At 73.6% G+C, this 14,316-nt stretch carries 7 protein-coding genes; 5 read left to right on the top strand and 2 right to left on the bottom strand.

Annotated elements, in window-relative coordinates:
- Positions 1-5: 5 nt before the first annotated feature.
- Positions 6-3,029 carry a helix-turn-helix transcriptional regulator gene (locus SSP29_RS17265; protein WP_150134348.1) on the bottom strand — a complete coding sequence of 1,008 codons (3,024 nt, stop codon included), beginning with the start codon at positions 3,027-3,029 and terminating at the stop codon, positions 6-8.
- A gap of 196 nt (positions 3,030-3,225) precedes the next feature.
- Between SSP29_RS17265 and SSP29_RS17260 the strand changes: the two genes are divergently transcribed.
- Complete coding sequence (locus SSP29_RS17260; protein ID WP_089101514.1) at positions 3,226-4,545, top strand: alpha/beta hydrolase; 1,320 nt, start codon at positions 3,226-3,228, stop codon at positions 4,543-4,545.
- Between the two features lie 28 nt (positions 4,546-4,573).
- On the opposite strand, the gene SSP29_RS17255 is transcribed toward SSP29_RS17260, so the two are convergent.
- Complete coding sequence (locus SSP29_RS17255; protein WP_150134347.1) at positions 4,574-6,298, bottom strand: dolichyl-phosphate-mannose--protein mannosyltransferase; 1,725 nt, start codon at positions 6,296-6,298, stop codon at positions 4,574-4,576.
- A 128-nt stretch (positions 6,299-6,426) separates the two neighbouring features.
- Between SSP29_RS17255 and SSP29_RS17250 the strand changes: the two genes are divergently transcribed.
- The 4 genes from SSP29_RS17250 to fxsT are packed head-to-tail and all read left to right on the top strand — an operon-like array spanning position 6,427 to position 14,296.
- Positions 6,427-6,978 carry a hypothetical protein gene (locus SSP29_RS17250; protein WP_089101513.1) on the top strand — a complete coding sequence of 184 codons (552 nt, stop codon included), beginning with the start codon at positions 6,427-6,429 and terminating at the stop codon, positions 6,976-6,978.
- Positions 6,979-6,981: 3 nt separating this feature from the next.
- On the top strand, positions 6,982-8,628 hold the full coding sequence (locus SSP29_RS17245) for a VMAP-C domain-containing protein (RefSeq protein WP_368669241.1): 1,647 nt from the start codon (positions 6,982-6,984) through the stop codon (positions 8,626-8,628).
- Positions 8,625-9,743 (top strand): AAA family ATPase, encoded by a 1,119-nt coding sequence (locus tag SSP29_RS17240; RefSeq protein ID WP_089101511.1) that lies wholly within the window; start codon positions 8,625-8,627, stop codon positions 9,741-9,743. The genes SSP29_RS17245 and SSP29_RS17240 overlap by 4 nt, the downstream gene beginning before the upstream one ends.
- Positions 9,743-14,296 (top strand): FxSxx-COOH system tetratricopeptide repeat protein, encoded by a 4,554-nt coding sequence (fxsT, locus tag SSP29_RS60905; protein WP_089101510.1) that lies wholly within the window; start codon positions 9,743-9,745, stop codon positions 14,294-14,296. The genes SSP29_RS17240 and fxsT overlap by 1 nt, the downstream gene beginning before the upstream one ends.
- Positions 14,297-14,316: the final 20 nt, after the last annotated feature.

Below are 14,316 nucleotides of genomic sequence, written 5' to 3'. Positions count from 1 at the left end.
TCACGTCAACGGCGTGTGTCGAGCGGGCGGGGGAGACGGGCACGCGCCGCCTGACTCACCGCCACCGTCTGGGCGGCGGGCCCGGGCCGGTCGTCGTCGCCGGTGTCCACCACCGCCGCGCCGGCGGCGATGACGGCGACCGCCATCGCGTGGGCGAGCGCGGTGCGGGAGCGGACGCCGAACTTGCGGTAGACCCGGGACAGCGCCCCCTCCACCGTCTTGACGCTGATGAACAGCTCCGCGGCGACCTCCCTGTTGGTCGCCCCGCCGCCGACCAGTTCGGCGATCCGCGCCTCCGCGGGCGTGAGTTCGGGTCCGCCCGCGCCCGTCTCGCCGCCGCGCTCCCCGGCCGCCAGCCGGGCCAGTTCGTCCCTGGCCCGGGCCGCGAGCGGGGCCGCGCCGATCCGGGTCGCCGTCTCCAGGGCCTCGGCGAGCGCCTCCCGGGCGGCGTTCCGGCGGCGGGCGCGGCGCTCGACCGTACCGAGTGCGATCAGGGTGCGTACCAGGTCGACGGGGAGCGGCAGCGGGCGCAGCCGCTCGACGGCGGTGCGCAGCCGTACCGCCCCTTCCCGCGCCCGGCCGAGGCCCGCCTCGCACAGCCCCTCCGCCCGTTCCAGGGCCGCCAGTACGCTGCCGGGCGCGCCCTGCGGCACGCGCGCCCGGGCGTCGCGGAGCACCGCCCCCGCCGCGTCCGTCTCGCCCAGCGCGACCAGGGCCTCGGCCAGGTCGCCGTACCAGTGCAGCAGCGGCGGGTCGGCGGCGCACATGGCCTCGCCGAGTTCCCTGACGCGTTGCAGCGCCTCGACGGCGGCGGCCGCCCCGCGCGGATCGCCGCCGAGCAGTTCGGCCTGCCCGAGGACCGCGAGCGCGCGCAGCAGGAACAGCCGGTCGCCGTCCGCCTCCGAGGCGCGGACCGCCTGTGCGGCCAACTGCCGGGCCTCGTCGGCGGTGGCGCCCGCGGTCGCGGCGAGTGCCGCCGCGTACAGGGCCGGAGCCGCCTGGGCCAGGGCCCGGGAGCAGCGGGCCGCGGTGCGCAGCGCCTCCCGGCAGTGCCCGGCGCGCACCTGGATGCGGGTCAGCGCCACCAGGGTCGCGACGGTCTCCTCTGCCCCCGCGGGCTCACCGGTCGCCGCGAGCAGCGGGAGGACCTGGTCGCGGGCCTCGGTCACCCGGTCGGAGTCCAGGGCGAGGATCGCCCGCATCCGGATCAGCCGCCGGCTCTCCGGGCCGCCGGAGCGCTCCGCTGGGAGCGCCGCGATATCTGGGGGTGCCGCGATCTGCCGTTTGTCGGCTGCGGCTTCGTCGTGGCTGGTCGCGCCCACGCGGCGGCAGCCGCATATCGGATGGGGCCTCGCGCCCCTATGGGGCGCTGCCGCTGCCGAACCGCCGCCGACCAGGGCCAGCGCCTCCGTCAGTGCGGCGTCGGCGGCGACCGGGTCCCCGGCCAGGGACCGCACCCGGGCCAGGGTGGCGAGCGCGTCGATCCGGGTCTCGGTGTCGCCGGCCGCGCCCGCCTGCCGCGCGGCCCGCCGGGCATGCCCGGCCGCCTCCGTCAACTCCCCGCACAGCAGGCCCCGTACGGCGGCCCAGTGGTGCAGCCGGGCCTCGGAGCGCGGATCGCCGTCCGCGTCCCGCAGACCGTCCGCGATCAGGTCCTCGGCGCCCTCCAGCGCCTGCCCGGCGCCGCGCAGCAGGACCAGGCGGGCCCGCACCCGCTGCGCCGCCGAGCCCGACCGGGCGAGCACGGCCCCGGCGGCCTCGCCCGCCTCCTCGGTGCGTCCGGCGTCGCAGGCGTACTCGGCGGCGGCCAGCAGCCGTTCGGCGCGGTCCGCCGGATGGCCGGCCGGGGTGCGGCGGGCGGCGAGGACGGCCAGTTCGAAGGCGGTGCCGGGGGCGCCGTCGAGGCGCGCGGACCCGGCCGCCGACATCAGGGTGCGGGCCGTGGCCTCGTCCTCGTACGGGTGGGAGAGCGCGAGATGGCGGGCCCGCTCCACGGGCTCGGTCACCGCGCGGGCCAGCAGCGCGTGCGCCTGCCGCCGGCCGTCCTCGGAGGCGTCGGCGTGCACGGCGGCCCGGAGCACGGGATGCCGGAAGCGTACGACCCCGTCGGCGTCGGCCGCCGCGATGCCGAGCCGTTCCGTCTCCGCGAGGGCCGCGGCCGGGTCCGGGAGCCCGGTGGCGCGCAGCAGGGTGAGGCTGGGGCGGGCGGCGGCGCTCGCCACGAGGAGGGTGCGCCGTACCGGCTCCGGGAGCGAACGGGCCTGCTCCAGCAGGAGGGTGCGCAGTCCCGGAGGCACCGGCGGCAGCGTGCCGGACCCGGCGGGCACCGGGGCGCGCAGTGCGGCGCGGCCCAACTCCCGTGCGTAGTACGGGTTCCCGGCGGCGGCCTGCTGGACCGCCCGCAGCACGCCCGGGGGCAGGTCGGCGCCGAGGTCGGCGCGGACCAGGCGGGCCGTCTCGCCGTCCGTCAGGGGCGGCACGGGGAGTTCGACGGTGCCCGGCGGGCAGCAGCGCAGCCGCTCGGGCTGGCCGCCGTCCGCCACCCGCTCGGCGGCGAGCATCCGGATGCCGGGGTCGTCGAGCCTGCGTACGGCGAAGGCGAGGACCGCGGCGGTCGGTCCGTCGAGCCACTGCAGGCCGTCGACGACCAGCAGGACGGGACCGGCGGCGGCCAGGGCGCGCAGCGCGTCGAGGACGGCGACGCGTACGGCGAGCAGGCCGCGGTCGTCCGCCGGGCCGCCGCCGCGCAACAGGGCTGTCCGCAGGGCGGTCCGAGGCTGCGGCGCCAGGGTCTCCAGGCAGTTCTCCGGGACCCGTGCGAACAGGTCGACGAGCCCCGCGAAGGGCAGCCGGGCGTCCTCCTCGGCGGGCGAGCAGTGCAGTACGGTGCCGGCGGCGGGGTCCGCCGCGAGGGCTGCCACGAGCGTGGACTTGCCGATGCCGGCGGGGCCGTGGAGGAGCAGTCCGGGGCGGGCCGCCGCCTGGACCCGGGCGGCGTCGAGAAGCGCTCGGCGCCCGGTCAGTTGCATGTGTTCATGACAACCTCCGGTGATCCGGTGTGTCAATGACGTCCGTCACCTCTCGACGGCGGCCCCCTTGCCCGACATGGCGTAACAGGTCATGTCTTCTTCCTGAATCCCTCGTTACGGAACGCGGAAGGCTCTTCCGCCCTCCTCCTGTGCGGAAGCAACGAGGCACGGGCAGGGAAAACAGGGACTGAGTGACATGGGTTTGACCAGTCGAACGACCGTATACGCGCTGGTGGCACTGGCCGCCCTGTGTGTGGCGCTGCTGGTCTGGCTGTGGCCGCGGTTCGCCAAGCCGGGACCGTGGCACGTGCTGGGGCGGCTCGGGGGCATCGCGGTGACACAGGTGACGATCGTCGCGGCGTTCGCGTGCGCGGTGAACTCGTCGTACCAGTTCTTCGGCTCCTGGAACGAGCTGCTCGGCAACGTCGACACCGCTCCGGTCGGGGTGACCCAGGCGGCCGGCGGGAACGGCGGCGGCTCGGTGAACGGCATAAGCAGCGTCCGCGGGGCGTCGCTCGTACAGCCCGCCGGGGACCAGCAGTTGAGCAGGGTCAGCGGGCTGCCGAGCGGGCCCGCCGCAGCCGTCGGCCGGGTGGAGTCGGTGAAGATCATCGGCCGGCGCACCGGCGTGGTCGACCCGGCCTTCGTCTATCTGCCGCCGCAGTACTTCCAGAAGGCGTACCACCGCATGCGCTTCCCGGTGATCGTCGCGCTCAGCGGCTACCCGGGCAGCATCTTCAACCTCGCCCAGCACCTGCGGGTCTCGCAGACCGCCGGCGAACTGCAGCGCAAGGGCCAGATGCAGCCGACGATCATGGTGATGATCCGGCCCACCGTCGCCCCGCCGCGCGACACCGAGTGCGTGGACGTCCCCGGCGGACCGCAGACCGAGACATTCCTCGCCAAGGACCTCCCGGAGGCGATCAAGTCCGTCTACCGGGCCGGCCACGACGCGAACTCCTGGGGCGTCATGGGGTACTCCTCGGGCGGCAGTTGCGCCCTCCAGCTCACCATGCGCGACCCCGGCGTCTACACCACGGCCGCCGCCCTGTCGCCCGACTACCAGGTCAAGGACGACCCCACCACCGGCAACCTCTTCGGCAGCGGTCCCGGCCGCCAGGCCCGGATCGACGGTCACGACCTGATGTGGCGGCTGAAGCACCTGCCGGTGCCCCAGGTCTCCGTCCTGGTCGCCAACAGCAAGCACGGCGAGAAGGGCTACGCGCAGACCGAGGCCTTCATCAAGGCCGTCAGGGCGCCCATGCGGGTCGTCTCCATCCTCCCCGAGAACGGCAGCCACAACTTCCCCACCTGGGTACGGGAGATGCCCGCCGCCCTGAAGTGGATGAACGACCAGCTGACCTTCCCCCAGGACGTCGTGCCCCGGCACCACGCCAAGAAGCCGGTGACCGAGGCAGCGGGCAGGCCCACTCCTCGCCCCGCTCCCGGCCCCGGCCACCGCTCGCTGCGCGCGGAGGGCCCGGTGCCCAGCCCCACGGCCACGGCACACCGCTGAGACGCCGGCCGCCGCACCGCGCCGGAACTCAGATCCAGGTGTCGAGCCACATCCTGGACTGCCAGCCGCTGTAGGGAATCGTCTGCCCGGTGTAGACCGGATAGAAGTAGACGAAGTTCCAGGCGATGAGGAGCACCAGCACCCCCGCGGCCACCGCGCCCCGGGTGCGGCGCCGGCGGTCCGCGCCCGGCGGGCCCAGCACGGCACCCAGCATCATCGCGACGGCCAGGCACAGGTACGGCACGAAGACCACGGCGTAGAAGGAGAAGACCGTACGGTCCTGGTAGAGGAACCAGGGCAGGTATCCGGCCGCCACCGCGCAGAGGATCGCGCCGGCCCGCCAGTCGCGGCGCAGGGCCCAGCGGTAGAGCAGGTAGCCGAGGGCGAGGCAGGCCGACCACCACAGCAGCGGGGTGCCCAGGGCGAGGACCGTGCGGGTGCAGGCGGACGCCGTGGAACAGCCGTCCTGGCCGGGCTCCGGGGAGTCGTAGGCGAACAGCACGGGACGGCCGAGGACCAGCCAGCTCCAGGGGTTCGACTGGTACTTGTGCGGCGCGTGCAGGTTCACGTTGAACTGGTACACGAGGTACTCGTAGTGCCAGAAGCTGCGCAGCGGGGCCGGTATCCACGACCAGGTGCCGCCGCGGCCGTCCGCCCAGTGCCGGCCCCAGCCGTCGTCGGACAGGAACCAGCCGGTCCAGGCCACCAGGTAGGTCACCAGGGCGGTCGGCACCAGGGAGAGGACCGACCCGGCGAGATCCCGGCGCAGCACCGCCCGGTACGGATGGCGGGCCCCGGCGACGCGGCGGGCGCCGACGTCCCACAGCAGCGTCAGGACCACGAAGAAGACCAGGACGTACAGTCCGTTCCACTTGGTCGAGGCGGCCAGGCCGAGGAGGACGCCGGCCGCGAGGCGCCAGGGCCGCGGGCCCGTTCCGGCCCGGTCGCCGGTGTCGGCGTCCGGGCGCACCCGGCCCTCCGCGTCGGCCGGCAGGGCCGCCGCGAGCCGGGCCCGGGCCCGGTCCCGGTCGATCAGCAGACAGCCGAACGCCGCCAGCACGAAGAACATGACGACGAGGTCGAGCAGGGCGGTGCGGCTCATCACCAGGTGCAGGCCGTCCACCGCCATCAGCGCCCCGGCCAGACAGCCCAGGAACGTCGAACGGAACAGGCGGCGGCCGATGCGGCACAGCATGAACACCGACAGGGTGCCCAGCAACGCCGTCATGAAGCGCCAGCCGACGGGGTCGAGGCCGAACAGCCACTCGCCGGCGGAGATCACCCACTTGCCCGTCGGCGGGTGCGCGACGAAGGAGCCGGTGTCGGAGAGCGGGATCACCTGGGGGTGCGCCAGGATCTCCGGGTCGGCGATCTTGCGGTCCGGCCAGGTGCCCTCGTACCCGAGGTGCAGCAGCGCCCAGGAGTCCTTGGCGTAGTACGTCTCGTCGAAGATGAGGCCGCGCGGCCGGCCGAGGCGCCAGAAGCGGAGGGCGCCGGCCAGCGCGGTGACGAGCAGCGGGCCCAGCCACTCCGTCGCCTTCGCGAGGCGCTGTGCCCGGGCCGGGCCGAGGCCCAGGAGTTGCCAGAGGTGGGCGGCGGGCTCGGGGAAGGGCGGGACCAGGCGTTCCCGGACGCCGGTGTGCGGGGCCCCGGCGTGACCGGACCTGCGCAGCCGGTCCCGCCACCCGGGGGACACCGGCGCCGGACGTATGCCGTCGAGGTCGTGGGAACGCGTCGCGCTGCTGTTCGTCACCGGACGACCTTAGGCGGTGCCCGCGTCCGACCGCGAAGCGGCAGCCCTACGGTGGGGCAGGACAGGGGAGAGATCACGAAGCGAAACACGAGAGAGAACACGAGAGAGAACACGAGAGAGGAGCCGTGATGGCGGACATGACGCGCCCGGAGCGCGAACGGCGGCTGCCCGTCGCGCTCCTGGTGGTGGCCTGCTGTGTGTTCCTGGCGGCCGCCGGGGCGATCCTCGCGGCACCGCTCGGGCTCTTCGGGTTCACGGACGAGGCGCTGCCGAAGGCCCCGCAGGAGAAGCACGGCGTTCCCGGCGCCGCGCTCCTGAGGACCTTCCGGCTCGCGGTGCCGGCCGGGGCCCGGCAGGCCGCCTACCTCGTCGTGCCCGGCGACGGCAGCGCGGACAGCGGCCAGGACCTCTACCTGCGCTTCCGCACCACCCCCGCAGGCCTGGAGAAGTTCCTGGCCGCCCTGGACAAGGCCACCGGGGACCTGGCGGCCGGTGACGCCGTCCTGGACCAGGACGACATCGACTCCGTCGGGCTGCCCTGGAGGATCGGAACCGAGGGACACCTCGCCGGCCTGTACGCGGACCTCCCCGAGCGGGGCGACACGGCCGGATCGGCCCTGCTGACGGTCGACGAGAGCGAGGCGGCCGCGCCCTTGGTCTACGCCCGTGTGACCGTCTAGCGGATGCCTGTGATTGCCGTTCCGGGGTGGCCACGTGTAAGGCCTGGGCCATACCCTGGACGCAGGGCTGCGGCACCCGGACTGCCCTGTAACGGGAGGGAGTTGAGGGGCGCCGGAGTCGTGACGGGGGGAAGCTTGTTGAGTGGGAGAAACGGCGGCCATGCAGCGGGATTCGAGCATGAGCTGATAGAGCAGATGTGCGCGGTGTCGGGACTCGATGCACCGGGAGGGCGCGATCTCTTGATCGACATGCTGGCGGGCCGGTTACCCGAGTTGGCCAACGTCCGGCGACACAGCCGGAAGCGGCACGACATACTGGAGATCTTCCAAGCCTGCTGGCGGAAGCCCTCCGGACTTTCCGTACTGGTGGACACCCTTCAGGAGTACGACCCCGGCTCGATTCCGGTACTGAGGATCGTCGAGCTCGTCTCCGCCTCACCGGTTCTGGCGGTCCTGCCGGAAGCCGAATTCCGCAGAGCCCGCTCGCTGTTGAGCCGCTTACCGCATCCCGACCCGCAGGGCCTGCTGTACGCGGCGGCCGGTGACCTGCCGCTCCCGGCCCGCCCGGTCGCCACCCTCCAGGAGGCCTTCGACTTCCTGGCCGACGCCAACGCCCGCCCCGACGGCCTGCTTCCCGTGCTGGTCCTGGTGGAGCACGCGATCGCGGCAGGTGCGGCGTCCGGTGCCGACCGGCAGCTCGTCGACGGCCTGCGCAGCTGGAACGACGAGCAGGGCACCCGGCTTGACCTGGTGGAGCCTCTTGAAACCCTCCGCTCGCAGATCACTCGGGGGGTGGCGGAACCGGCTCCCGCCTGTCTCGTTGTCCAGTTGAGCAAGCACGGGATGAGCCCGGACGAGTATCTGCTGTCCCACTGGCGGCAGCGGCGTCCGGGCTCGTGGCGGCCGGAGCGGGGAGAGGACCAGATCGTGGCCTTGGGCGAAGTCGAGGCCGCGGTGGAGCAGTTGGTCGAGAGCGTCGAGGAGGACTGGGGCGAGCACCCCGGCAGGCCGGTACTCGAGTTCGTGCTGCCGCTGCAGCTGCTGAACCACCCCGTGGAATGGCTGCCGATGGCCTCGCACTCGTCCTCCGCCACCGCGCTGTGCCTGGACTTCCCGGTGGCGCTGCGCAGCCTGGAGCGGATGCGGGCCCGGCGGTACCACCGGCGCTGGCGCAACCGCTGGCAGCAGATGACGGCCGGCCCGCGGATCCTGTGCCACTGGGACACGACGGGCGAGCGCGGCCACGACCCCGTGCGGTGGAACAGCACCCTCGCCGCCGACGAGCGGCTGGTGTCGGTCGCGCTCAACGCGCCTCCGCTGACCGGGCCCGAGGGCCGCCAGGAAGCGCTCGAAGCCGCGCTGCGGGCCGGCGTGCCGCTGGCCGTCTGGGACCGCCGGCCCACACCCCCGGGCGACTTCAGGAAACGGGTCGACAAGCTGCTGAAGGGAACGGCCGCCGAACTGCCGGAACGCGTCCGGCAGTTGCGCACCGAAGCGGCCACCGCCGCCGCGGGGCAACGCGATGCGCACTCAGGACGTCACCTCGCGGTGCTCCTCGACAACCCGAACCGGATGGTGGACTGGTCCGAACACCCGGCGTCGGAGCCCGGGAGCGTGCGCGGCGGACACAACGACGAGGGGACCTCATGAGCCGCGCCCAGCACCCGGTGGACGGCAGCCGCAACGGCGGTCCGGTCAGCCGCAGTTGGTGGATCTACCGCGGCACCGGGCAGCCGCTGCCCGACATCCGTCTCGCCGACGTGCTGCCCCCGCCGCCCGGCTGGCGGGCCTTCGACGGCGGCCCGGTGCTGCCGCCCGTACCGGCCGAGAGCGCGGAGACCGACCGCCGGCTCGGCAGCGTGGGCCGCACCACCTCCCGGCAGGACCCGCACGACATCGACATGATCAACACGGCTCTGCTGCTGCGCAGGCCGCTGCTGGTGACCGGCCGCCCCGGCATCGGGAAGTCCACGCTGGCCTATCTGGTCGCGCGCGAACTGGGCCTGGGCCGGGTGCTGCACTGGGGGATCACCTCGCGCAGCACCCTGCGCGCCGGACTGTACGAGTACGACGCCATCGGCCGCGCCCAGGCGTCCCTCGGACGGGGCCCGGCCGCCCCGTTGGGCGACGGCACCCCGGAGGCGGCGGACGGAACCCCGCCGGCGGCACCGGAGGGCGGCACCGGGGCACGGATCGGGGACTTCGTGCGGCTCGGCCCGCTGGGCACCGCCCTGCTCCCGTACGAACTGCCCCGCGTCCTGCTCATCGACGAGCTGGACAAGAGCGACATCGACCTGCCCAGCGACCTCCTCCATGTGCTGGAGAACGGCTCCTACGACATCCCGGAACTGGTCCGCGCCCGCCATCACGAGAGCTCGGCGCGGGTGTTCACCGACGACCCGGACACCACGGTCACGGTGACGGACGGCCGGGTCCGGTGCCGGGCCTTCCCGTTCGTCGTCATCACCAGCAACGGCGAACGGCAGTTCCCGCCCGCCTTCCTGCGGCGCTGCGTCCGGCTGGACGTCTCCCCGCCCCGCGAGGACCAGCTGGCCGCCATGATCGCCGCGCACTTCCGGGACCAGGAGGGCCGGCACGACGAGATGATCCGGGCGTTCGTGGAACGCAGCCGGCAGAGCGGCGGGCTGGCCACCGACCAGTTGCTCAACGCCGTGTTCCTGCGGACGGCCGGGGTCCGGGAGGACGAAGAGTCCTGGGGCGAGCTGCTGGAGGCGCTCTGGCGTGAGTTGTCGGGGGCGCCCTGATGGACGAGGACTCGCGTGCCTGTCCGGAGGCCTTCGAAGTGGCGGAGGGCCTCTGGCTGCACGCGTACCAGACGCTGGCGGCACGGCTGCCGGCGTCGGACCGCCCGCCGCAGCCCCGGCCGACCGCGCTGTCGGAGCTCTCCGGCCTGCCCGAACCCCCCGGCGGGCCGCCGACGTCCGGCGGTACGGGCGGTACGGGCGGTACCGGCGGGAGCACGACGGGCGGTACGGGCGGTTCCGCCGGTGGTGCGACGAACGGTGCCGTCGGCGGTACGACGGCGGAGACCGGTGACGGAACGACGGGCGAGGCCGCCGACGGCGCGGTGCGGGAGCCGCCCGGTGACCTGGCCGAGGTGCTGATCCTGCCGTTGCGCCCCGCCGGGCCGGAGGGTCCCGGGAACGGAACCGCACGGGAGCGGGCGGCCCGGCGGCTGCGGACCGGGACGGCCGAGGCGGCCGGACCGGTCGGGGCCGTGCCGGATCTGCGGGACGCGGCGGGCATCACCCGTGCGCTGCGGCCGCTGAAGCAGCTGGTGCCCTCGGCGTTCGAGGTCGAACTGGACGAGGAGACCACCGCCGAACGCGCCGCCGAGGACGGCCTGTGGGTGCCCTACACCCGGTCGGCGGACGAGCGCCGCTTCGATCTGGTGCTGGTGGTGGACGACCACGCGACCATGGTCATCTGGGAGCAGACGGTCGCCGAGTTCACCGCCGTGGCGGAGCGGCTGGGCGCCTTCCGGGACGTGCGGGTGCGCCGGCTCGGCCTGCGGGAGACCCCGCGGGGGCCGGAGGCGGTGCTGCGCGGGCCGTACCCGGAGCACGACGTCCTCGGTGTCCCCGGCGAGCTGGTGGACCGTACCGGCCGCCGGATCGTCCTGGTCCTGACCGACGGCCTGGGACCGCTGTGGCGGACCCCGGCCGGCCGGCAGGCGCTGGAGCTGTGGGCGGCGGCCGGACCGGTGGCGGTGGTGCATCTGCTGTCCCAGCGGGACTGGCACCGCACCGCGCTGGTGCCCCGGCAGGCGCGGCTGCGCAGCCCCCGCGCGGGGGCCCGCACCACCGAACTGGCCGTGGACTTCCCGGCCGAGTGGCGCGACCCGTTCGACCCGCCGCCCGCGAGCTGGACGGCGGCGGTCCCGATGCTGGAGCTGGACGCCCGGTGGCTGGGCCGCTGGGCCGCCCTGGTGGCCGGTACGGAGCCCGACCGGTTCGAGGCCCCGGTGCTGTTACTGGGCGCGCCCGACGTGCCCGAGGAGGACGTCGACGAGCCGCCGGTCGTCATCCCGGCGCCCTCGGTGCAGGAGCGCATCCGGCGCTTCCGCAGCCATGCCACCCCCACCGCCTTCCGGCTGGCCACCCATCTGGCCGCCGCGATCCTGGAACCCCGCCTGGTGCGGGACGTACAGCGCCGGCTGGTGCCCGAGGCACAGCCGGCCCATCTGGCCGAGCTCTTTCTGAGCGGTCTGCTGGAGCAGCCGGCGCCGGCCGCGGCGCGCAGCGCCGCCGCCCCCGTGCCGCTGGAGTTCGTCGACGGCGCGCGTGAGGCGCTGCTGGCGGGCGCGATGCGCGCGGACACGGCCCGGGTGGTGAGTTCGGTGTCCGAGTTCTACGGCGACCGGTTCGAGGCGGCCCGCGGCCTGCCCGGTGCGCTGCTCGCCCCGGAGGAGGAGCCGGTTCCACAAGTGACGGCGGAGAGCCTGCCGTTCCTGCGTGTCGAGCTGGCCGTGCTGCGCGCCCTGTCGGGGCCCTATCTGCTGCGCGCCCGCCGGGTCAGCGCGGCTCTGGAAGGGGCGCCGTCGGGTGCGTCGATCAATGAGAATTCGCGGCAAATAAGCCACGATATCCGTAATAAAAATGTTGTAAATTCAGACTTGGGCGGCCCGGACATGACCGACACCACTGCCAGTGAGTACCAGCACGCAGCGGAAGGATCCGCGAGCGGGACTCCAGTGCGGGAGATTCCCGTTCCGAGCGCCGACGGGCAGCCGGGCGCCGGCCTCTCGGCACCCGGCAGGACGGTCCCGGGGCCGGCCGCACCGCAGTCACGGCAGGTCCCGCAGCGTGCCTCCGTACCGGTGGTCTGGGGCAACGTGCCGCCGAACAACCCCAATTTCACCGGCCGGGAGGAACTCCTCGCACAGGTGCACGAGCAGTTGCTGACGGGCGACACCTCGGCGGTGCTGCCGCACACCCTGCACGGCATGGGCGGTGTCGGGAAATCCCAGATCGCCATCGAGTACGTGTACCGGCACACCGCCGAGTACGACGTGATCTGGTGGATCCCTTCCGAACAGCCGACGATGATCCTGACCGCGCTCACCGAACTCGCCCACCGGCTCGGCCTGAACGTGGGCGCGGAGGCCAACCGCGCGGTCCCGGCGGTGCGCGAGGCCCTGCGCCGGGGCGAGCCGTACGACCGCTGGCTCCTGGTGTTCGACAACGCCGAGAACGTCGAGGCCGTACGCCCCTACTTCCCGACCGGCGGCACCGGAAAGATCCTCATCACCTCCCGGAACCAGGAGTGGGACCGGGTGGCCAGGACCCTCTCCGTGGACGTCTTCACCCGTGAGGAGAGCAAGGCGCTGCTGCGCCGCCGGGCCCGTGACCTGAGCGACGCTGACGCCGACCTGCTCGCCCAGGAGCTGGGCGACCTGCCCCTCGCCATCGAACAGGCCGCGGCCTGGCAGGCCGTCACCGGCATGGCCGTCGACGAGTACCTCGGGCTGATCCGGGAGAAGATCGCCGAGCTGATGCTCGAACTCGTCCCGTCGCCGGACTACCCCATGTCGGTGGCCGCCGCCTGGGACGTCTCGCTGCGCCAGCTCGAACAGCGCAACCCCGCGGCGCTCCAGCTCCTCCAGGTCTGTTCCTTCTTCGCCCCCGAGCCGATCTCGCGGACCCTCTTCAACAACTCGCGGAGCACCATCGCCCCCGAGATCGACGAAGCCCTGCGCCACCCGATCCGGCTCGGCCGGGCCATCCGGGAGATCAACGTCTACGCCCTGGCCCGCATCGAGCACCGGCACGACACCATCCAGCTGCACCGCCTGGTCCAGGCGGTGCTGGTCAACCGCATGTCCCCGCAGCAGCAGGCGGACATGCGGCACGGCGCACACCTGCTGCTCGCCGACGCCAACCCCAACAGCCCCGGCTCGCGCGAACTGTGGCCGCGCTATCAGCAACTGCTGCCGCACATCGTGGTCTCGCGGGCCGTGGAGTGCGACTCGCCGTGGGTGCGCGGCCTGATCCGGGACGTGGTGGAGTTCCTCTTCATCTGGGGCGACCACGACGGTGCGGTCTCCATGGCCCGCGAGGCGATGGACGTATGGACCCGGAAGTTCGGCGCCGAGGACCAGCAGACCCTGGAGATGGCGAAGTGGCTGGCCTTCCTGCTGCGCCGGATCGGCGAGTACGAGGAAGCCGCCGAGATGATGCAGCGCACCGCGGACACGTACATCCGGATCGCGGGCGAGGACGACGAGGGCACCCTGGACGCCCTCATCCAGCTGACCAGCGGGCTGTGGCTGAGGGCCGAGCTGGCCCAGGCGCTGGAGATCAGCCGGTCGGTCTTCACGCGCTCGCTGCGGGCCTTCGGCGACGACGACCCGTCCACCCTGCGCGCGGCCCACAACCTGGGCGTCGCTCTGCGCCTGATGGGCCTCTACCAGGAGGCGCGCGAACGCGACACGGAGACGGCCCAGCAGCGCGCCCTCGCACTCGGCGAGAACCACCTCAACACCCTGAACACCCTGAGCGCGCTCTCCCTCGACATCCGCGAGACCGGCGACTACCTCGCAGCAGTCGTCCACCAGGAGGACGTCTACGCCCGCTACGTCGCGAACTACGGCGAGGACAACCCCGCCAGCATCGGCTGCGCCCGTGTGCTCTCGGTATGCCGCCGGCGCGCCGGAGACCACGACGGCGCGCTGCAACTCGGTGAGCTGGCGCTGTCGAAGTTCGAGAGCCGTTACGGCGCCGACCACCCGGACGCCATCGCCTGTGCGGCCAACCTGGTCGTCGACCTCCGGCAGGACGGCCAGCTGACGCGTTCCGTGGAACTGGGCGAGGCGACCGTCGAGCGCTACACGGCCACCCTCGGCGCCACCCATCCCTACACCTTGTCGGCCCGTACGAACGTGGCCATCACCCTGCGCCATCTGGGCCGTCTCGAAGCCGCCGAGGAACACCTGGACGCGGCGTTGCGCGGCATGCACGCGTCGCTGGGGGACGAGCACATCCTCACCGTGACCACGGCCCTCGGCATGGCCAACCACCACAGCGCGCTGGAGCGCCACACGGAAGCCCTGGAACTGGACCGGCAGAACCTGGAGATCCTCAGCCGCGACCTCGGCCCTGACCACCCGACCACCCTGGCCTGCGCCAACAACGTGGCTCTGGACCTGCGCGCGCTGGACCGTGTGGACGAGGCCACGGTGCTGCACACCGACACCCTGACCCGGTTCCGCCGGACGCTGGGCGAGAGCCACCCGGCGACCACCGCCGCCGCGAGCAGCCAGCGGGCCGAGGTGGACATCGCCCCGGTGCCGTTCTAGCCAGAGCCAGAGCCAGAGCC

The sequence above is a fragment of the Streptomyces hyaluromycini genome, from assembly GCF_002217755.1.
Taxonomy (GTDB): Bacteria; Actinomycetota; Actinomycetes; order Streptomycetales; family Streptomycetaceae; genus Streptomyces; species Streptomyces hyaluromycini.
This window is presented reverse-complemented; position numbering and strand designations above follow the sequence as displayed.